Source organism: Flavitalea sp., assembly GCF_035489435.1.
Lineage (GTDB): Bacteria > Bacteroidota > Bacteroidia > Chitinophagales > Chitinophagaceae > DATHKG01.
On record NZ_DATHKG010000161.1, the window covers coordinates 111,202 to 131,172 of the forward strand.

The window sequence follows — 19,971 nt, forward strand, 5'->3', positions numbered from 1 at the left end:
CTGTAAGTACGGGAGGAATGTGAACAATTAATTTTCCCAGGGTGCTTTACCATCAACGGTAATACCCATACTGCGGGCTGTTCCGGCAACCATGCGCATAGCGCTGTCTAGTGTAAAGCAATTCAGGTCACTCATTTTGTCGTTGGCAATTGCCTCAACCTGTGACCAGCTTACTTTTCCTACTTTATTGCGGTTTGGTTCTTTTGAACCACTCTGCAATTTGGCCGCTTCTAACAACTGAACGGAAGCTGGAGGAGTTTTGATGATGAATTCGAAAGACTTGTCGGAATAAACGGTGATCAGTACCGGAAGTACTTTTCCCATTTTGTCCTGAGTACGTGCGTTGTACTGTTTACAGAATTCCATGATATTAATACCCTTGGAACCCAATGCAGGACCTACTGGAGGCGCAGGATTAGCCTGGCCGCCCTTTACCTGTAGCTTTACGTAGCCGGTAATTTCTTTTGCCATGTTTTACAATTTTTTTGGTGATAGCGTGATACAATTAGCATCACTCCCAAACCATCTGAAAATAAGAACTTTTTATTTGGGGACGCGAAAGTACAATTTTATCAACTAATAAACAAGAAAATTTCAAATCAAACGCACTCACCTCAAGCAAGGTCCGCAGGCCGGGAATTCCGACGTTTTTCTCAACTTGTCGCAAAATCAATATCTTGCTTTCTTGACTTGTATTCAAATAGTTTTAGACACCTCGCTTCCGGAAAAGAGAAAGCATAAATGCGAACCAGTCGGATAATTCCCTTATTGTTACTTTTTACCCTGGTGTTGGTCGCATTTAATTGGTATGTGCGAAAAAAACTACCGGACAGCTATGCCCTCCAACTGTCATACAATGAACTGTACCTGGATGCCGAAGCACTACGGATAAAAGACGCCCAAAGCGATGAAGATAAATTAATTATTCATCTTGGTGGTTTGACCCGGAATCTGGCTACAAATATACCGCAGTCACACTTCTCAGACAGTTCAACTTTGGTTTTTAATGCTAAGGACAGCGCGCGTCTGTTCTGGATAAAACAAGACGGGTTTTCCGACTCGGCACAATTATCAATAACATATTCCCCCACAGCTATTTACCTGGCAGCGGGCAACAGTGAAAAAAGCAATTTTGAAATTAACAGTTCTTCCCTGATATTTTCTGATGCAAGGCTAACTAGTCATAAGCTTTGGGCTTTCGACTTCTTTCATAACGGGAATTATACAGGGAAGTCTGAAGAACCAGTGATGAAACTTACTGACTATCTCCGGGATAGTATAGGCATCGTGCATGCAGACCCCGGACTTACCCGGTTACAAAAGATTTTTTCTCATCTCTGGCCTTTTGTTCGGGCAAACATGGGAGTGCCGGCAGACTCGTTGAATGGTAAAGCACCGCTTGAACTAATTAGTCTGTTGAAGACCGGGAAGGTGAAGGTCTGGTGCGGTAATATTTCTTCGTTATTGGGAGCTATGACAAATGCAGCAGGTCTTTCCACCCGCCTCGTAACCACAGAAGGTTATGAATCGTTCGCATATCCGGTGCATTCGTTTAATGAAGTTTTTCTGCCGGAATACGGAACATGGATATATACCGATCTCACGAATGGTGTGGCCTACCTCGAAACCGCCGGCAAGCCCTTGAATACTGTGCAGTTAAACAGGGTACTGAGATCCGGGATTGAAAAATTCAAGGTTGAAGCAATTACCTTTCGTGATTCTATTCAACATACTGATATTGACAGTCTGCCAGTCCTTTTTAAAGGCTATTTTGCTGCACCCCAGCGCTTTCGATTTTATTATCCTCAATACCTGCGGGAGCAGAACCTCCATTCTATCTGGAACAGAGTCAAAAGATTTGTGAAACCCTCTTACAACTACGCCTATTACAGTGAGGATAATCATTATGCTTCAACCAGTTTCTGGTTACGTTCATTAAGCGGATACCTTTTAATATTGATGATTTTTGTAAATGGTATTGCTGTCAGTCTGATTCTTTGGCGGTGGAAGCGTCGTGCACAGAATAAAAAAAGTTGAAATTTCGACCTTTACAGAAAATTTTGGCCTTTACCAGATGAAGTACTGATTGCCAGTATTTTAATGCCTAAAACTTGACCTGATCAATTTTTTTAAGTAATTATGCAAAATAAACGTTTGCTATTTGTAATTGGGCAGTTAATTAACATGTTATGAATAACTAATTGGCCCTGTTTTTCATTTTTCAAATTTTTATGCGTAGCTTTTCTAATTAAAAAATTAAATTCTGCAAATATTTTTTTACTAACACTCATTAAATTCAAACAAAATGGCTAAAGCAAAGAAGAAAGCGGCTCCTAAAAAAGCAGCTAAGAAAGCAGCTCCGAAGAAAAAGGGAGCAAAAAAAGCAGCTCCTAAAAAAGCAGCTAAAAAAGGTGCAAAAAAGAAAGCCGCTAAAAAAGCAGCTCCTAAAAAAGCCGCTAAAAAAGGCGCAAAAAAAAAGGCCGCTAAAAAAGCCGCAAAAAAAAAAGTAGCTAAGAAAGCGGCGCCCAAAAAAGTAGCTAAGAAAGCGGCACCAAAAAAAGCTGGCAAGAAAAAAGCAGCTAAAAAACGCGCTTCCAGGCCATCAGATAGCAATTCCGCTATGTCAATGCCAGGAGCTGAGCCAGCAAATGAAATAGGAACTGACGTTCCTTCAGATAACGCAAACTTGTAAAATTTTACTTTTTTTACCTGTTTAAATTCAACAAAAAAAGCCCTCTTTCGGGGGCTTTTTTATTTTATGGTAATGAATTCTAATCGCTTTGTTAAGCCAGTTTTTCAACCTGCATATAGTTCAATTCCACTGGGGTTGAACGTCCAAATATCTTCACTGTAACTTTCAGTTTTTTCTTCTCATCGTTCACTTCCTCTATCATACCATTGAAGTCGTTGAATGGCCCTTCGATGATTTTAATAGTTTCACCCACGATAAACGGCTCACTCATTGTAGCTCCGCCGGCCTCAGCCATTTCATCCATTTTACCAAGCATCTTATTCACTTCAGCTTTGCGAAGAGCTATCGGTGTTTCTTTGCCAAGAAAATGTATGACACTGTTTGTATTTTTTATTGCTTCACGCAGATCTTCGGATAACTTACCATCAGTCACCTCTATCATTACATAGCCAGGATAATAGTTACGCTCACGCATCACCTTCTTACCATTCTGCACTTTGTAAACCTTTTCAACAGGAAGAAATACCTGCTTAACAATATCGGTCCAACCACTGCGCGCAATTTCCTTATCCAGGTATTCTTTTACTTTCCGCTCCTTTCCGCTAACAACCCGTAGCACGAACCATTTGGTTTCCTGCTGAGACGTTTCGTTATCGTGTTGCTGAGTAGTTTGATTTTCCATTATCAAAAAAATGAGTAGATTAATTTCAGACCGGACTGAGCCACAAGATCCATTCCCCAAACCAGGCCGGTGATAACCAGGGTGGCTATCAACACGATCACGGTGGATTGTTGCAATTGTGTCCACGTAGGCCAGGTTACTTTTTCGAGTAACTCTTTATAAGATTCCTTAAAATAATTCGCAACTTTATTCATTTGCTTGTTTTAATATTCAACGTTTTGGGACCGGGTATCTAATTCAAAACACCGAACGGTATAAGTTTATTATATCGTGACGGTGTTAAATTATATTTACTTGGCACGGGCACTAGGATTCGAACCCAGATCAAAGGTTTTGGAGACCTCTATTCTACCATTGAACTATGCCCGTATAACAACTAAGGTCCGAAATAATATCTAGCATGTTAAGCTTTAATCAAGATTTTTTTAAGCTTAAAAAAGTGCCTGTAAGCAGGCACTTTTTTATTACTTACTTGATATTTCAGACCAAAAGTCCGCTATTGGAATTACTTGATAATTTCTGTAACCTGACCTGCACCTACTGTACGGCCACCTTCCCTGATCGCAAATTTCAAACCTTTTTCCATTGCAATTGGTTGGATCAACTTAACGCTGAGTGCAGTATTATCACCAGGCATAACCATTTCAGTTCCTGCAGGTAATTCAACTTCACCGGTAACATCTGTTGTACGGAAATAGAACTGAGGGCGATATTTGTTAAAGAATGGAGTGTGACGTCCACCTTCTTCCTTGCTCAGAACATAAACTTCTCCTTTGAATTCAGTGTGCGGAGTGATTGAACCTGGTTTTACAAGCACCATACCACGGCGGATCTGGGTCTTTTCAATACCACGTAACAACAAACCAGCATTATCACCAGCTTCTCCGGCATCCAGTAACTTGCGGAACATTTCAACTCCTGTTACAGTTGATACCAGTGGAGCATCCATCAGACCAACGATTTCGATACCTTCTCCAACTTTGATACGACCTCTTTCGATACGACCAGTTGCAACAGTACCACGACCAGTAATTGAGAACACATCTTCAACTGACATCAGGAACGGCTGATCAACCGGACGCGGAGGTAACGGAATGTATGTATCAACAGCTTCCATCAGATCTTCAACTGCTTTAACCCACTTTGGATCACCAGCCAAAGCGCCGGTAGCTGAGCCCTGGATGATAGGTGTATTGTCGCCATCGAAACCATAGAAACTCAGCAATTCGCGAATTTCCATTTCAACGAGCTCCAATAATTCCGGATCATCAACCAGATCCACTTTATTCATAAACACAACCATGCGTGGTACACCAACCTGGCGTGCAAGCAGAATGTGCTCTTTTGTTTGAGGCATTGGACCGTCTGTAGCAGCCACAACTAATATAGCTCCGTCCATCTGTGCAGCACCTGTAATCATGTTCTTCACATAGTCAGCGTGACCTGGACAGTCAACGTGCGCATAGTGACGATTAACAGTCATGTATTCCACGTGAGCTGTATTGATGGTTATACCTCTCTCCTTTTCCTCCGGTGCAGCATCAATTTCATCATACTTTTTCGCTGTCGCAAAACCCTTTGTTGCAAGGATCGTTGTGATTGCAGCTGTTAAAGTAGTTTTACCGTGGTCAATGTGACCGATGGTACCAACGTTGACGTGGGGTTTATCCCTCTTGAAAGTCTCTTTTGACATCGTTATCTGTTTTTAGTTGTGTGTTTTTTTGTATGTGCAAGGGCACAATTTAATTCTTAATACTGATAAACTTTAAATACTAATAACCTTCGCTCTGAAATCAATTAATAATTGGAATTCAATTAAGAACCGAGAAAAGAAATTAATCTATGCGGAGCCGTTGATGAGAATCGAACTCACGACCTCTTCCTTACCAAGGAAGTGCTCTACCACTGAGCTACAAAGGCAATTCAGTCATTGAGTCAGTGGTACCTAAAGAAAGTCAAATACAACAGCTAACTTTTTGACCTATTTGACTTTGACTGTTTTACTGGAGCGGGAGACGAGGCTCGAACTCGCCACCTATAGCTTGGAAGGCTATCGCTCTACCAAATGAGCTACTCCCGCTTAAAAAATACTCAAAGAACTAATCCGATCTTTAAAATTGCAAAATCAAGGCGCAAATTAGTGAATTAGCAGGTGAGAACAGGAAAAATCATCCCGCCCCTGTTTCTACCAATTGTAACCCAGCCTACAATATTATCCAAACTACCGGGTACTCTAAAACTAACAGGCAAACCTGGAGCAAGCAACGGCATTATGTGGGCAGGAGAGGAGTCGAACCTCTGAAGTCGAAGACAGCGGATTTACAGTCCGCCCCATTTGGCCACTCTGGAACCTGCCCGAATGAAACATGAATTAGAGCCAGTGGAGGGATTCGAACCCCCGACCAGCTGATTACAAATCAGCTGCTCTGGCCAACTGAGCTACACTGGCATTTTTATTATTTACTGATCCGGTCTTTTTATGACCTGATTCAGCAACTCATGTTTCAATTCTCTGAAAACCAATACCACAAAGAGCAATCACAACTACCAAACTCACCCCCCTAATTTTTGGGAAGGCAAAGGTAATCGAATTTGTTAAATCGAAAAATTTAAAAAGAGAATTTTTTTCATCATTCTTACCTGTATAAAGATCCAGGTGAGTATTTATATAGATCCAATGAGTATTGGAAGGTCCTCAAATGAAAAAACCTCCCGAAGGAGGTTTTGAAAAATTTATTATTTGATCTTTTTGTGTATGATTAAGCTACTTTCTTATCTTTTTTTCTTTTGATCTGCATTACAATTGAATTGAGTGCTGCATCAAATGATTCTTCGAACGATTTAGAAGATGCCTTAACAAAAAATTGCTGTCTTGGTACGGAAACCCTGATTTCAGCGATCTTGTCCTTGATGTTGTGGACTACATTGTCTAGTTTGAGGAATACATCGACTTTGATAATACGGTCGTGAAAGGTAGAAATCTTTTGCAGTTTATCGCTTACATAGTCTACTAATTTACTATCGGCATTAAACCGCACAGTCTGAATGTTAACGTTCATAACTATCGCATTTTTAACAGTGAACAATATATTAAAGAGCTTATAATATTTCAAAAAAGAATATCTCAAGTCACTTTTTACCCCTGCGGATAACATTGTATGAAGTTAACTAACCGGGGGGGTACCACCAAATTAAAAGTCGGGAAAATAACCCTGTTTTTTTCAGGCTTTCGGATGCGCTTTCTTATGAATATCCTTTAATTTTTGTATTGAATTATGAGTATAAATCTGGGTAGATGAAAGACTCGCATGCCCAAGTAATTCCTTCACAGCATTGATGTCCGCGCCATTGTTCGAAAGATGTGTTGCAAAGCTATGACGCAGGATGTGCGGGCTTTTCCGGTCACTGGTCGTTATAAGGGAGAGATAATGTTTTACTGTGAGATAAAGATACTTGGGATATAGCTTTTTACCCTTGTCGTTCACCAACAGTATTGGCCCCCCATTACCAGGTATCAATGTTTTTTTTACTTCAATATATTGGGAAATCCTTTCTGTTAAATCTCTGCTTACCGGTATCACTCTTTCCTTGTTTCCTTTGCCCAGGACCTTTATTGATTTAGCGTTCAGATTGACCTGGCTTTCTTTAAGGTTCATAAGCTCTGATAACCTCATGCCGGTATTGTAAAATATATCCAGCAACAAGCGGTCGGTCTTTCCTTTCCAGGTATCAGGGAACTCCACATGTGTAAGTAAAGTTCCCATATCTTTCTCTTCCACGAAACCCGGCAATCTTCTGGCAATCTTTGGAGCAGTTACATTGGTCATGGGTGAATGGGTCAAAATTCCAGTCCGCATCAGGTACTTAAAAAACGCCCGTGCTGAAGAGATTTTTCGATTGATCGACCTGGCACTAAGCTTCTGCTCCTTCAGACTTGCAAGCCAGCTGCGTACAAAAGCAGGGCTCAGCCTCCGGGGATCCGTTTCTTCAAATTGCGCAGCGGTAAATTCAATTAACTGAGCGAGATCGTCCTGATATGCCCGAACGGTATGTTCCGAGTATCGTTTCTCGAATCGTAAGTAGTCAATAAACATCTGCACCTGGGCGATAGGAGAATATGCCATAGTAATTTATATTTCAACTTGGTTGGTCGACCTTAATTCTCCTTTAAAATTACTATTGTTTCCCTCTAAACCAATGATATAGGGACACAAAAAATAGCCGTAGCGTTTTCACACTACAGCTATAGCTATATTTTGACAGGTTGATCTTATGCTTCGATCTCGCCGGTTACGATCTTCTGCTTGTAAACTGCTTTCAACACCTCTCCACGACGCTTAACAGATTTCTTTGTGTAAGACTGGCGCTCTCTCAATTGCAACAGGATTTTAGACTTCTCAAATTTCTTTTTATACTTTTTGAGGGCCTTGTCGATATTTTCGCAGTCTTTTGAATCAATGATCAACATAAAATGATACCTTTTTAAATTCTTTAAGGACGGCAAAGATAAAACAAAATCTGAAATAGTAAAAGAGAAAAATACGAATTTTGCAAAATGTTTACCGGAATAGTTGAATCAGTGGGCATTATTGAATCCGTAAGCCTGGATGGGGGAAATGCCGTATTCTGGCTCTCCTCTCCGATCTCTGAAGAATTCAGGATTGATCAGAGCGTATCTCACAACGGGGTATGTTTAACCGTGGATGCCCTGGAACCCGGCCGGCACCGGGTGACGGCCGTTGCCGAAACACTCGACAAAACGGATCTCGGTACCTGGAACACCGGAAACTATGTGAACCTCGAAAGAAGCATGATGATGAATGGCCGCCTGGACGGTCACATTGTGCAGGGGCATGTTGACATTATTGGCCGGATATTGGCAATCTCAGACGAAAACGGGAGCTGGAAATTTAGGATAGGTTTTGATCGGTCGTTCGCCTCATTAATTATCGAGAAAGGCTCTGTTTGTCTGAACGGGATAAGTCTTACCGTTTTCGACATAACATTTAATGAATTTTCTGTAGCCATCATTCCATATACCTATCAACATACAAATCTCAAAACCCGGAAGGAAGGAGATACAGTAAACCTGGAGTTTGATGTTATCGGGAAATATATGAACCGGATAAGTGCAGTTACAAACCACCATTGATCTTATTGGTATCGCAGGAACTGATGTTTATCCCAGAACCAGATCTCGGTGTTTTCCTTTATTTCAATATACTTCACCGATTCATCAGGTTTGTCATAATTGGTTATCGATAATCTCTTCGCCGACATCTTAACAGACTTTCCAAAATGTAATGTATCAGCTATTATTTCAGGTAAAATCTTACCTGGCAATGAATTGTATTCTGCATGATTCAGATAATTTGCCACCTGCACTTTTTGTGTGTCTATATTGTTCAACAACATCGCTTCTTTAAAACTGTTCCTGAAAATATATGCACCATGGTACTCACCGGGAACATTCACGAAAACTATTTCTCTGTCTGAACCTGCAATATCAATTGTTTGCTTAATTGCTGCATCGGTGATATAAGAGGCTTTTATCCAATATGAATTATTGATTTCGACAAAAATGATATTGAAGATTACCAGGGCAACCATTAATAACCGCTTAAAAATCTTCCTGGCAGAACTTTCCACAATTAAGCAGGCAAAAAAAAGCGAAATAAAAACAGAAGGAAAATAAAGGAGTCTTTCACCTTCGGAGGTCTGGGTGCTTATGCCAAATGTTATAGGAATAATTAATGACACCAGCATACAAAAGAGAATAATGAGTTCATCTTTTCTTGCATTAATCCTATCTGGAATCGCCTTTGCAGGCATAAACCAACTACCAAGATATAAAACTACTAATGTTGAAAATGCAACTGTTAGTAATAAGGAATTATGGGACGGTGGTAAAAACATTCTTCCCATCACCTTAAAAATGTTAGCCGCATATCTCAGGACTTGAATAGAAAATATCCCATGTCCATACTCACCGATAACAACACCGGCCATAATATACCTTATTGCAAAATAGGATATGAGTACAAGTAGAAAAACCAACAGCCATTTAGCCATTTCGTTTTTTGATCTTTGCTTTTTACAGGAGATCAGGAATAGGATGACGGGAAGAAAAAGAATTGATTCGTAAGCAAGCAAACCAATGAAATATAGACATCCGGTATAAAGATACTTGTACAGTGGCTTTATTTTGCTCACAAAAATGAGCATACAGGCTAAGGCAAAAAAAGTTGCTGATTCAGAGCCCCGTCCAACAATCCAGGTGATTGATTCATTATGAAAAGGATAGGTTACAAACAGAATCGATGAGTACCAGGCAAAAGATTGCCTGTTATCCATTCCGTTTAGAAATGGCAGTCTGAGTGCCAGCAGATAAAGAAAAAATGCTGAACATCCGTGTAAAACAACATTTGAAAAGTGGTAATAGAAGGTGTCGGAACCAACAGCAGCATAAGTAATGAATATAGTTAAGTCAGAAAAGGGCCGGAAGAAGCCAGGACCAAAAATATGGCCCTTAACACCTGCTCTATAGACAGCCTTGAAATCATCCGATGCAAAACTGTTATGCAGCACAGGCATGTAAAGAACTAAAGACACCGCTAAAAATACAAGTAAGGGAAGCCACCTTTTATTTAGAAAATCTGAACCGGATGCTTCCATATCTTTTGCAAGTTTCGTTAAAGTTAATGTGCAGGTTCCGATTCTTCGAGGGTAAGCTACAAATATCAAATTAGCAGATAGAAAAAGGGGATAAAGTAAGCACCTTATCCCCTTCGTCATTAGTTCTGACTTTTATCTCATCAGGTACATCTTTCCATAACCATTGTTGAAGAACTTGTCTGTGTTATCGCCTTCAGACCTGTATTTTTCCATCGACTTTCCATTCATAGTTGTTACCACCCTGTAGAGATATACACCATTACCCAATTTCTGACCATATTGGTCGGTACCGTTCCACTTGAATTCCGTTATATTTCTTCCTATACGAATTGGCCCCAATTCATTCATAGTGATTTCCCGCACTATTTTGCCGGTGACAGTCAGGATTTGAATCTTCATGTTTTGAGGAATTTCGCTTCCCGTGAGCGTAAATACAAAGGCAGTTGAAGTACTGAACGGATTCGGATAGTTTAAAAGGTTTGAGATCATAGGCTTTGAGATCACCTTAAATGTCACCCTGAACTCGATCTGACCTGCCTTATTACCACTACGGTCCTTTCCTTTTACAATCAGCTCATACTCGTCCCCTTCCGGATTGAATTGCTTCAGGAATTGCGGATTGAAATCGATAGAAGCAGTATTATCATCGCTTGAAGTAGCCGGATTGAACCTTAATGTATCATTGTCATAGCTAAACGTGCGAAGCATACCATCCGGATATCTTACCTGAATCGTACTTAAGGTAGTATCGTTTAATAACAAATATTTCGCATCATCTTTCAATTTGATCTGAATCTTCGGCTTTGCCGACACTATGTCGCGGTTTAAGATATGAACACCATCAAAGGTTATGTCAAGAAGCGGGTTAATATTATCTGTCCGGACATAAACATTCTTATAAAGGAAATTATTAAAATGTGCCTGTTCCAGCTGATCTACTTCCGGGTTAAACTCCACAAAAATGGTGTTCACCCCTGGATAATTGCGGCTATCCAATTCAAACCGCAGTTGTATTGTATCATTAAAAACAAGCGGTTTTTGCCTTGGCATATCAATAACATGCGTAACATTGCTTTGATCGAGAATTGTAACTTTTACTTTGAGGCTATCAAACGGTAGCTTACTTACATTTTTGAAAGCAATTCCGAATTTGATAGGTTCCCCTGCCTCGAGCGTGTCTTTGGTATTAAAAAAGATACTGCTGGCAAGCCCTCCTTCAGGAACTCCCTTATAATAAACACGCCAGTATTTCAGCTGATAAGGAGTAAGATTGACGGAATCAGGATTACGCATCTGGAGTTTAAGGTATGGATACATGGCTGCATCAATAGCACTGAGATCAAATTCCTGTGTACTTCTGTCAACCTGTGCAATCACTGACTCTACATTGTTTCTATCTATACCGATTACATCAATGGCTGGATTATCATCTGTCGGACTTTCCAGGCTTTCTCCTCTCCAGACCAATTGTTTCCATTCCTTGGCAGGTCCAAATTTCGGTGAAGTAATAAAACCAAGAGTATCCTTTGTTGGTGTCTTAACGTTCAAAACTATCCGGTCATTCAAATCCTTGCTTATCCTGTAGACAGGAGAAAAACTAAAATCATTCTTCTTATAAACGAGGACAAAGCAACGAGCCGTGGTAATTGAATCAATGCCGAGTAAACCTGCGGCAAACAATTTGTGATAAAGGGAATTATTAGAGCCGTAAGTCAACGTGTCAGCCTGCCATGAAGGTGGTAATGCAGCCAGGCTATAGTCAGTCGTGCGTACCACTACGTAAGCCCCGTTCGGTATATAGTTCATGAAGTTAACCATGTTATTTCGCGAAACAGCATTCATATAGGTAAACTCAAAATTCCAGTTCCGTGATGGCGCGCAGTTCGCCGAACCACTTGAAAACGTAAACAAATTGGTTCCGGTTGAGCTGACGTTTTTCCAGGGTTTGAAAGTTATCGGATCAAACACATTAACTATCAGTGATCGTGCAACACAGGCACTTGCTATTTTTGATTCTCCGTTTACGGAAACTGAAAAGTCATTATCATATTGACCGCTGGTAGGATACACGCCGTGACGTATAAACAGATCATTGTTGCGGTTTCCAAAATCCCATAATCGGGTACTGTCTTGCAGGGAAAGCCTTTCTGAATTGGATTTGACATGTTGAAAATAATGCGATTGGTTGAATCCACTTACTTCTCCCGGAATGAAAACAAAGGATGAATATGACCATTGGTAGTTTCCACCCGTTGGTGGTACTATCGAAATTCTCCAATAATAAACCGCACTGTCCTGATACGCAATTCCGGGCAACAATTCAACGATACCGCCAGCTGAATTGATCGTCTTGCTTACTTTAAACGGAGAGTCAAACAGCTCGGTGGTATCCATCTGAATAATATAGTCCCTGGCGAGACTGAATGGATTTGCTGTAGAAGCATATAACTTCTGATTTGGATCAGTCACAATAGAGAACGGGTATGGATAAACTGGTCTTGCCTCATCCTCGAATATGAAAAATTCCTTAGTAACAATGTTATTGCTTTCCGACATCTCATCGATTTCACTGTCACTATCTATGAAAACGGTTAACTTATTCATCCCTTTATCACGCAGTGTAACAATAGGAATAGTAAGCGCAATAGAATCGGCACTTTTAACTCCCGGGATGCGAGTGCTGTATATTGTTTCCTGGCTCCCGTCAGGATATGTTCTTTTGATTGAAAGTGTGATTGAATCAGGACTTGCTTTCCCAATATTAACCATCTTCACTTTCAATGCAAATTCATTTTCCGCAATGGAGATAAAAGCGGGGTTAAGAGTGATAAGTGACTCTTCAATTACATAATCAGGTTTTGGTTGGTTGTTCATTTTCAGAGCGGGGTCACCATGAAAGGTTATCTCTTCTGCATGGAGGCGGGCATAGTAGTCCGTTGAACCTGCAGCAGTTATAAGTGCTGCCAGGGCATTACGTTGATTCTCGCCCATAGTACCACTTTCGGATTTAGCAAGAACTCCATATAACCCGTTCAGGAAGAGATTGAGATAATTTACAATACCAAAGTGCGTACTGGCAACAAAAGCAATAGATCCCCGGCCTTTTGCGAGTACAAATTTCTCAGATAACGTTTCATTGACTGAAAGACGTTGAGGAAAGTATGTAAAAAAGTTTCCTGCATTACAACCATTCACATAAAAAACCGGGTACTTACCAAAGTTTTCATATGCTGAAGGATTATCCAGGTTAAATTCGAGTGTTGTTGATGAAGAGTGCCCGAAATAATTCAGCATTGAGATTCCTTCTCCAAACAATTGCGCTAATCTTTCAGCACCACCTGTTTCCACCCCAGCCGTAGTCGTTTTACAGAACGTATATACTTTACCACCAAACAGGGTATCTTCTATAATACTTTTATAGACCCCCATAAAATTACACAACACAGTACTAAGATAAGAATCACCACCGCCCGTTACGTGCACCACGTTTTTCATCCATTGACGACCGGCAATAGTATTTGGTGAATTTTTCTGAACATCTTCGAATTGCTTCACTTTCTCGAGATAATCTTCTATCTCTTTTGCTGAAATTACTGACAGTCTGCCTATCGGGGTTTCCGGCACAGGGCTCAACACTCCGGAAGAAGCCAGCATATTATCTGAAGCCGGATTACCAAATGTTGGAATAATGTTCAGCCTTTCTGCGACGGGGTCAGCTTCACGTAAACGATACTGATCATAGGTCATACCATGACCAATAAGAAACACATGTTTAGGAAGTATCGCAAAGGTAGCTCGGGCATATCGTAAAAAGTTTTTAACAGACAATGGATGCTTTTTTATTCCAAAAGCAAACTGATCTACCAACTCATCTATATCAACAATCTTAGACACATATCCACCACCGGCTGAAGTCTGCCTGTAATTAGCATAATCATTCACCGGGTTATTGCCGGTTGATCCATTATAAAGACTGGGATGTGAAATAACAAGGAAAGTTCCCTGGTTCGCTACCAGGGAATAATCAACAAACTTTTTTGTGGCGACAGTTGCTATGCTATTGATATTAGCGGCATCCTGGGATGACAACACATATTTTATAGGAACATTGCTACCTGGCAATGCAAACCGCACTTTCCCGGGCACACTGATATTACCGATAAATCTTTTGCCTGTACTCAGATCATACAAAACAGGTGCGGCAGCTCCGGCATTGAAATTGGTGACCTCAAGTAAAAATCCTGCCAGTCTTGCCGGCAATTCGAATTTGAAATTGCTGGTATTACCAAAATCAAACAGCCGCGGATAAATAATTTCATAATAGGATGACACTACCCGATCAGTAGTTACGACAGAATTATCAACCATCTGTATAGTTGCTGTGCCTGATGTTATGAGGCTTGTTGGTATAGCAACCGTGGCATTGATGTCATTAAAATAATCCATCAACGTATCATTGACCACAGACCCGTTTACACTTACACGTATAGTTCTTGCATTCAGGGCATTACCGGAAGCACCATATTTAAAAGTTGACTGTGGGCCTGCGGCATAAACAGCCTGGACTCCGATTGAAGAATTTAATGGAGCTGATGGTGTAAATGGTGAACTTGACCAATACTCTCCCTTATCATAAGATGATGAATATACATACTCCCCCACGACTGCGGCAAAACCAGGGTTTAACTGGCTACTGAAATAGTTACCCGCAGTATGCATAAAATATGGCTCAACGGGTAAAGGGCTGATATCCGGATTATTGGTGCGATCCTTAAATTGAAACCCGGTTTGAGAGGTATTGACGCTGAGAAAATAACTTGCATAGCCCGAAATCAAACTAATTTTATCGGTGTGTTGTGAAGCCGCTGATCGGTAAAGCGGTTTATCAGGTTTGCCATCATTCCCTTCTCCCCAAAACTCGAGGTATCCATTGGCCGGCAAAACACCAGTTGGCACCGAAGGATAAAAAGGAACCATCTTTCCATTGGACCAGAGTTCCAGAAACTCCACGGGTGTATTCCCGATGCCCGCAACGTCCAGTACAGATTTGGGAATCCGGTATAAACCGGCTGTTGCGATCTGGAATTTATAGTAGGTCTGATCAAACCGGATCCATTCATTATTATATTGCTGGGCGAATCCATTGAGACCACACAGTAATAATAATAATGTAAAAAATCTTTTCATAAAATGATCTTTGTTCGTTCTCATGAGGGTAAGGGTAAGATTATTTGCTTTGTTTTTTCTTCAGATCAAGTTTTAAAGAAAAAACATGTGTAAACAACGGATTTGACTGATTAGCCAGGTTTGTGAAGGCATAATCAATCTGAACACTCGATATACGGAAACCGGCACCTACACCTGGCTGGTAGATCCATACTTTTTTTGTGTTTGTAATATCTGCATCATCAAGGGCCTGTTGAAAATTATTAATGCCACCTCTTACAAAAAACACATTCTTATAACCAAGCTCAAGCCCGATTTTCGGATCAGCACTAACGGTAGATCCTGAAAGCACGGTGTTTCTTCTTCCATCGAAGTTAAGATCAACATTTACTTCAGTAAGCAGGTTCAGATTTTTATTGATTGGGAAATTATAAGCTCCGCCGATTATCAGTTTTGGCGCTGTAAGTTCAGTTGACTTAACCGGGATTTCATTCTGCGTCACATAAAAAACCTCGCGCATTTTTTCATTGAGACTGAATGACCATGCATTGAATGTAGTGGTTACATCACGCGCCATAACAGCTACCCTCCAGCGCTTGTCAACCAGCTGCACACCTGCATCAAACCCAAATCCCCAGGCAGTTGCAAAATCGCCGGCCTTACGATGAATTATTTTTGCGTTAAAACCCATATTGAGTTTACGGTCCTTCTTCAATATCTTTTGTTGTGCCATGGAAATCATGAAAGCATAATCGGCAGAAGAAAAGGTCTGTACATTGCTGAAATTGATAGTGCCATCCGGTTCTACCAGGAAGATAGTGTTGGGAATATCATCAACAGCGAAACGGAGTAATGATAAACCAATTACTCTTTTATTATCTTTTAAGGGAAGTGTCACGTTTGCAAAATCATACTTGCCTATACCTGCGAAATATTCTGCATGCATGAGGTTAACCTGGGGATTGTCCTTAACATTGACCAGGCCGGCAGGGTTCCAATAACCTGAAGTGCCATCCTCCACCGATGCGATCTGCGCACCAGCCATTGCAAGTCCCCGGGCACCTGCCCCGATATTTAGAAACTCATTTGAATATTTCCGGAATTGTGAAAATGATTGTTGCCATAACAGCAGTGTTAAGGAAAAGAATAATAGGGAAAGGTTTTTTTTCATCGACCCGGGTTTCTAAATAAGCAATTAATTTAAGACTACGATCCTGACCGGCTTGTTTCATTTCTGTCATTAATTCTGACTGAAAATGAAATAGTTCGGTATTGGAAGTTCAACAATGGCAAACGAACAGCAGGTGAAATTATTGCATATTTCAACTAAAGTTCCGGTAATCCTTAGATTTGCGTAATTCGTTGATTCCCTTGATATTTGCAAGTGCTTTTAAACGAAATGCGGCTGTATTATCTTTACAAAATACAGTTTTCCAGTTAGAGGTGAAAGTGGCTCGACCGCCGAACCCCTGGTTTTGAAAATTTTACAGGCAAAAATTGAGGGATAACAGCTTGACTAATACCACTAACGATAAATCTGACAAAAAAATACAATTTTTTAATATGAGTCTTTTAGAAGAATTGAAATGGCGGGGAATGCTGCAGGATGTGATGCCCGGAACAGAGGAACAACTCAAAAAAGAAATGACCACCGGATATATCGGTTTTGATCCAACCGCAAATTCACTGCATATTGGCAGCCTGGTGCCTATCATACTGCTGGTCCATCTTCAGCGAGCCGGTCATAAACCAATTGCGCTGGTAGGTGGTGCTACGGGAATGATTGGGGATCCCTCTGGAAAAAGCCAGGAAAGAAATCTTTTAAATGAAGAAGAGCTTGCAAAAAACGTAAATGGGATCAGGAATCAACTCGAAAAATACCTGGACTTCAACCCTGCTTTGCCTAATGTCGCCGAAATGGTAAACAATTATGACTGGTTCCGCACAATTTCTTTTATTGAGTTTTTGCGCGACACCGGTAAGTTTATTACCGTTAATTATATGATGGCTAAAGACAGTGTGAAAAAACGGATCGAAGGTGAGATTGGGCTCAGTTATACTGAGTTTGCTTACCAATTGATGCAGGGATATGATTTTTATTGGTTATATAAAAACAGGAATTGCAAACTTCAGATGGGGGGCAGTGATCAGTGGGGCAATATAACCACCGGTAGTGAGCTTGTGAGGCGTAAAGCAGCAGGTGAGGCATTTGCTTTTACCTGTCCTCTGATAAAAAAGGCCGATGGTGGTAAGTTTGGCAAGACTGAAAAAGGCAATGTCTGGCTGGATCCGGAAAGGACTTCACCTTACGAGTTTTACCAGTTCTGGCTGAATGCAAAAGATTCTGATGCGGAAGAGTGGATAAAGATTTTTACGTTTCTGCCAAAGGCTGAGATTGATTCAATGATCGAAAAGCACATTGAAAATCCAGGCAATCGTAGCTTACAAAAAGCACTTGCCAGGGAAGTCACCATTTTTGTTCATGGCGAAAGCGAATATGATAAAGCGATCGCAACAACAGAGAAATTGTTTGCTGATATGACGGCTCCGGCTACCTCATTAAGCGAAGAAGATATTGCGAGTATGGAAGGCGTTGTGCGCTTTGATTACCCTATTGAGGCAATACGCGCCGGTGCCGACCTGATTGGGTTTCTTGCTGAGACAAAAATATTTCCCAGCAAAGGTGAAGCCCGAAAAATGATCCAGAATGGTGGCATTAGCATTAACCGGGTAAAAGTTCAGGATATTACACAGCAGTTGACTGGTGATGATCTGCTTCATGGAAAATATATCCTGGTGCAAAAAGGGAAAAAACATTACTACCTGGTTAATGGAATCTGATAAATAAAACTGCATTATTTGGAATGAATCATGCGATGCCTTATTTTTGCAGTCCTTTTTAGAAAATACGCTAAGAAGAACGGATTGCCCGATAGTATAATGGCAGTACAACTGATTTTGGTTCAGTTTGTCTAGGTTCGAATCCTGGTCGGGCAACATACGGGACAGTACAGATTTCTTCTGTTTTGTCCCGTTTTTGTTTTTATATGGTATAGTCATCTATATAGTCACACGTATTAAATGACCCGGTAGTATAGATGGCGTAACTATTAATATAGTTTTCAAACCTGTTGTGATGATTCCTGACCACTTTTAAGAACCAGGTCAAAGCGTTGTTCTTTTACCCTTTTGCCGAATGATTCAGACAGGACCTCTTCAGATAGCCTGAATCCCATTTTCTGGTAGATGTTTGCCGCAGTATACAATTCATCCGTAGTCCATAAATAAGCCCTTTCATATCCTTTTTCAATGAAATGAGCCATAAATAAATCAGACAACATTTTTCCCAGGCCCAACCCACGGTATGCTGGCTCGATGATAAAATATCGCAATTGTGCCTGTCCCTGATCCCGGTGCATAAGTAAAAGGAAACCAACTATCTTTTCTTTGTGTTCCATGATCCATATACCATCCAGCAGCGGATCATAATTTCTGTAAAATTCGGAAAGCCCCTGGGCTACATATACTTCAAAACTGGTACTATAACCATATTCCTGTTGGTAAAGTTTGCCATGCAAATAAATGACATAGCCCAGGTCACCGGGCTTGAGAGTAGTTCTGATAACTATTTCTTCAGGATTAATTTTATCCATTATTGTATTAAATGATCCTGCATATAAATGACTTGTCATTTCAAAATAACTAATTAGTCACCAATGTCGACTAATTAGTTATTTGTTTAAAAAGACCAGATCAATATTCACCCATGAAGTTCTGATGTTCGTTAACAGCTGTATTTAATCTTCTAATAGTTGTATCAAATCTTTTATCCGTCAGTGAAAGCAGAAAAGCCTTGATATCGTTTTTTTCTGCTGGGCTCAATCCTAGCGGCATCGCAAGTACTGAGTCAGTATATAATCCGTTTGGAATGATGCTTTTGGTGTCATTATAAAAGTCTATCACTTCATCCAGCGTCCTGAACATGCCATTATGCATATAAGGTGCAGTGAGCGCAATGTTCCTTAATGTTGGTGTCTTAAACCTCCCGATATCATCCGGAAGTTTTGTTATCATTGCGCGACCACTATCGTTGAGATCAATCCCATTAAACAGGCCAATATTTGCGGAACTCATTGGCAGTAAAGTCAGCACCAAAATGACACTGTGTGCATTTTCCTTTTGAACTGAAAAGCTCAAATCCTCTTTTTACAGAAGCACTTACCGCAGTTGAATCACCGGAAAACTTCCAGTCATCGAATGGACTTTCACTTGTTTCCAATGTCCTTTCAAAGGCAGCAATTGCGGCGCTTAAGTATTTTTTATCTGGTGGTGCGCCGTAAACTTTTTGAAATAGTTCATAGTATCCAGCGTTTTGTGTTAGTCTCGCGATCGCCGAATCAATAGATAAATCCATTTCATCCGGATTTTCTATAGGCGCCAGGGCCTGCTCCTCAAGGGTGTTAGCACGGCCATCCCAGAATAGTGATCTCCGCAGAAGTACATTCATGGCTGAAGGCGAATTTCGTTTGCCTTTACGTCCAAACACACCCCTGCTTACCACAGCTGTATCAGCAAAAGCAAACCCTGGAATATGGCAGCTGGCACAACTGATGGTCATGTCCCTTGATAAGATCGGATCTGAGAATAACATTTTTCCTAGTTCAATCTCCTCTTTATCAGCTTTGTCCTTAAAAGAGGTAAGCAGGGGTATGAATGAAATAGCAATGACTACAATTAAGAAAATCTTTTTCATGAT

Annotated in this window: 16 protein-coding genes, 6 tRNA genes and 1 pseudogene; 5 read left to right on the plus strand and 18 right to left on the minus strand. The window is 40.6% G+C overall.

What is annotated here, in order from left to right; all coding sequences use genetic code 11:
* Window positions 1-27: 27 nt before the first annotated feature.
* Window positions 28-471: a 50S ribosomal protein L11 gene (gene rplK / locus VK664_RS25115; RefSeq protein ID WP_461401477.1), complete on the minus strand. Its 444-nt coding sequence runs from the start codon at window positions 469-471 to the stop codon at window positions 28-30.
* A 339-nt stretch (window positions 472-810) separates the two neighbouring features.
* Here rplK and VK664_RS25120 point away from each other — a divergent pair, with 339 nt between their 5' ends.
* Window positions 811-2,037 carry a transglutaminase-like domain-containing protein gene (locus tag VK664_RS25120; RefSeq protein ID WP_461401478.1) on the plus strand — a complete coding sequence of 409 codons (1,227 nt, stop codon included), beginning with the start codon at window positions 811-813 and terminating at the stop codon, window positions 2,035-2,037.
* Window positions 2,038-2,461: 424 nt separating this feature from the next.
* Window positions 2,462-2,548 (plus strand): annotated as a pseudogene (locus VK664_RS25125) (SWIB/MDM2 domain-containing protein); the annotation flags it as partial.
* A 235-nt stretch (window positions 2,549-2,783) separates the two neighbouring features.
* Here the strand turns inward: VK664_RS25125 and nusG are convergent.
* From nusG to rpsU, 11 genes are all read right to left on the minus strand, one after another.
* Entirely contained in the window at window positions 2,784-3,374 is a 591-nt protein-coding gene (nusG, locus tag VK664_RS25130; protein WP_461401479.1) for a transcription termination/antitermination protein NusG, read from the minus strand.
* A 2-nt stretch (window positions 3,375-3,376) separates the two neighbouring features.
* Complete coding sequence (gene secE, locus VK664_RS25135) at window positions 3,377-3,568, minus strand: preprotein translocase subunit SecE (RefSeq protein WP_461401480.1); 192 nt, start codon at window positions 3,566-3,568, stop codon at window positions 3,377-3,379.
* Between the two features lie 101 nt (window positions 3,569-3,669).
* Window positions 3,670-3,743: transfer RNA gene (locus VK664_RS25140), tRNA-Trp, on the minus strand.
* 136 nt (window positions 3,744-3,879) lie between these two features.
* The gene (gene tuf / locus VK664_RS25145) at window positions 3,880-5,067 is read right to left on the minus strand and encodes an elongation factor Tu (RefSeq protein WP_461401481.1); all 1,188 of its coding nucleotides are present in this window, start codon (window positions 5,065-5,067) and stop codon (window positions 3,880-3,882) included.
* A gap of 155 nt (window positions 5,068-5,222) precedes the next feature.
* Window positions 5,223-5,294: transfer RNA gene (locus VK664_RS25150), tRNA-Thr, on the minus strand.
* An 84-nt stretch (window positions 5,295-5,378) separates the two neighbouring features.
* Window positions 5,379-5,454: transfer RNA gene (locus VK664_RS25155), tRNA-Gly, on the minus strand.
* Between the two features lie 195 nt (window positions 5,455-5,649).
* A tRNA-Tyr gene (locus VK664_RS25160) sits at window positions 5,650-5,731 on the minus strand.
* Window positions 5,732-5,749: 18 nt separating this feature from the next.
* Window positions 5,750-5,823, minus strand: a tRNA-Thr gene (locus tag VK664_RS25165).
* Window positions 5,824-6,133: 310 nt separating this feature from the next.
* A complete protein-coding gene (locus VK664_RS25170) occupies window positions 6,134-6,433 on the minus strand; it encodes an HPF/RaiA family ribosome-associated protein (protein WP_461401482.1) in 300 nt (99 codons plus the stop codon).
* A 162-nt stretch (window positions 6,434-6,595) separates the two neighbouring features.
* A complete protein-coding gene (locus VK664_RS25175; RefSeq protein ID WP_461401483.1) occupies window positions 6,596-7,498 on the minus strand; it encodes a tyrosine-type recombinase/integrase in 903 nt (300 codons plus the stop codon).
* A gap of 146 nt (window positions 7,499-7,644) precedes the next feature.
* A complete protein-coding gene (gene rpsU / locus VK664_RS25180) occupies window positions 7,645-7,842 on the minus strand; it encodes a 30S ribosomal protein S21 (protein WP_458922365.1) in 198 nt (65 codons plus the stop codon).
* An 87-nt stretch (window positions 7,843-7,929) separates the two neighbouring features.
* Between rpsU and VK664_RS25185 the strand changes: the two genes are divergently transcribed.
* Window positions 7,930-8,526, plus strand: coding sequence for a riboflavin synthase (locus tag VK664_RS25185; protein WP_461401484.1), 597 nt, complete (start codon window positions 7,930-7,932; stop codon window positions 8,524-8,526).
* A 2-nt stretch (window positions 8,527-8,528) separates the two neighbouring features.
* Here the strand turns inward: VK664_RS25185 and VK664_RS25190 are convergent, their stop codons facing one another.
* The 3 genes from VK664_RS25190 to VK664_RS25200 all read right to left on the minus strand — a co-directional run bounded on the left by VK664_RS25190 (window position 8,529) and on the right by VK664_RS25200 (window position 16,386).
* Window positions 8,529-9,968, minus strand: coding sequence for a hypothetical protein (locus VK664_RS25190; RefSeq protein WP_461401485.1), 1,440 nt, complete (start codon window positions 9,966-9,968; stop codon window positions 8,529-8,531).
* A 213-nt stretch (window positions 9,969-10,181) separates the two neighbouring features.
* Window positions 10,182-15,236: a putative type IX secretion system sortase PorU2 gene (gene porU2, locus VK664_RS25195; RefSeq protein ID WP_461401486.1), complete on the minus strand. Its 5,055-nt coding sequence runs from the start codon at window positions 15,234-15,236 to the stop codon at window positions 10,182-10,184.
* Window positions 15,237-15,276: 40 nt separating this feature from the next.
* Entirely contained in the window at window positions 15,277-16,386 is a 1,110-nt protein-coding gene (locus VK664_RS25200) for a putative type IX sorting system protein PorV2 (protein ID WP_461401487.1), read from the minus strand.
* Between the two features lie 392 nt (window positions 16,387-16,778).
* Here VK664_RS25200 and tyrS point away from each other — a divergent pair, with 392 nt between their 5' ends.
* Both tyrS and VK664_RS25210 read left to right on the plus strand, forming a co-directional pair.
* Window positions 16,779-18,056, plus strand: coding sequence for a tyrosine--tRNA ligase (gene tyrS, locus VK664_RS25205; protein WP_461401488.1), 1,278 nt, complete (start codon window positions 16,779-16,781; stop codon window positions 18,054-18,056).
* Window positions 18,057-18,141: 85 nt separating this feature from the next.
* Window positions 18,142-18,212 (plus strand) — tRNA-Gln (locus VK664_RS25210).
* A gap of 125 nt (window positions 18,213-18,337) precedes the next feature.
* Here VK664_RS25210 and VK664_RS25215 read toward each other — a convergent pair.
* From VK664_RS25215 to VK664_RS25225, 3 genes are all read right to left on the minus strand, one after another.
* Window positions 18,338-18,907, minus strand: a complete 570-nt coding sequence (locus tag VK664_RS25215) for a GNAT family N-acetyltransferase (protein ID WP_461401489.1) — start codon at window positions 18,905-18,907, stop codon at window positions 18,338-18,340.
* Between the two features lie 61 nt (window positions 18,908-18,968).
* Window positions 18,969-19,349, minus strand: coding sequence for a cytochrome-c peroxidase (locus VK664_RS25220; RefSeq protein ID WP_461401490.1), 381 nt, complete (start codon window positions 19,347-19,349; stop codon window positions 18,969-18,971).
* Window positions 19,321-19,968, minus strand: a complete 648-nt coding sequence (locus VK664_RS25225; RefSeq protein ID WP_461401491.1) for a cytochrome-c peroxidase — start codon at window positions 19,966-19,968, stop codon at window positions 19,321-19,323. The genes VK664_RS25220 and VK664_RS25225 overlap by 29 nt, the downstream gene beginning before the upstream one ends.
* Window positions 19,969-19,971: the final 3 nt, after the last annotated feature.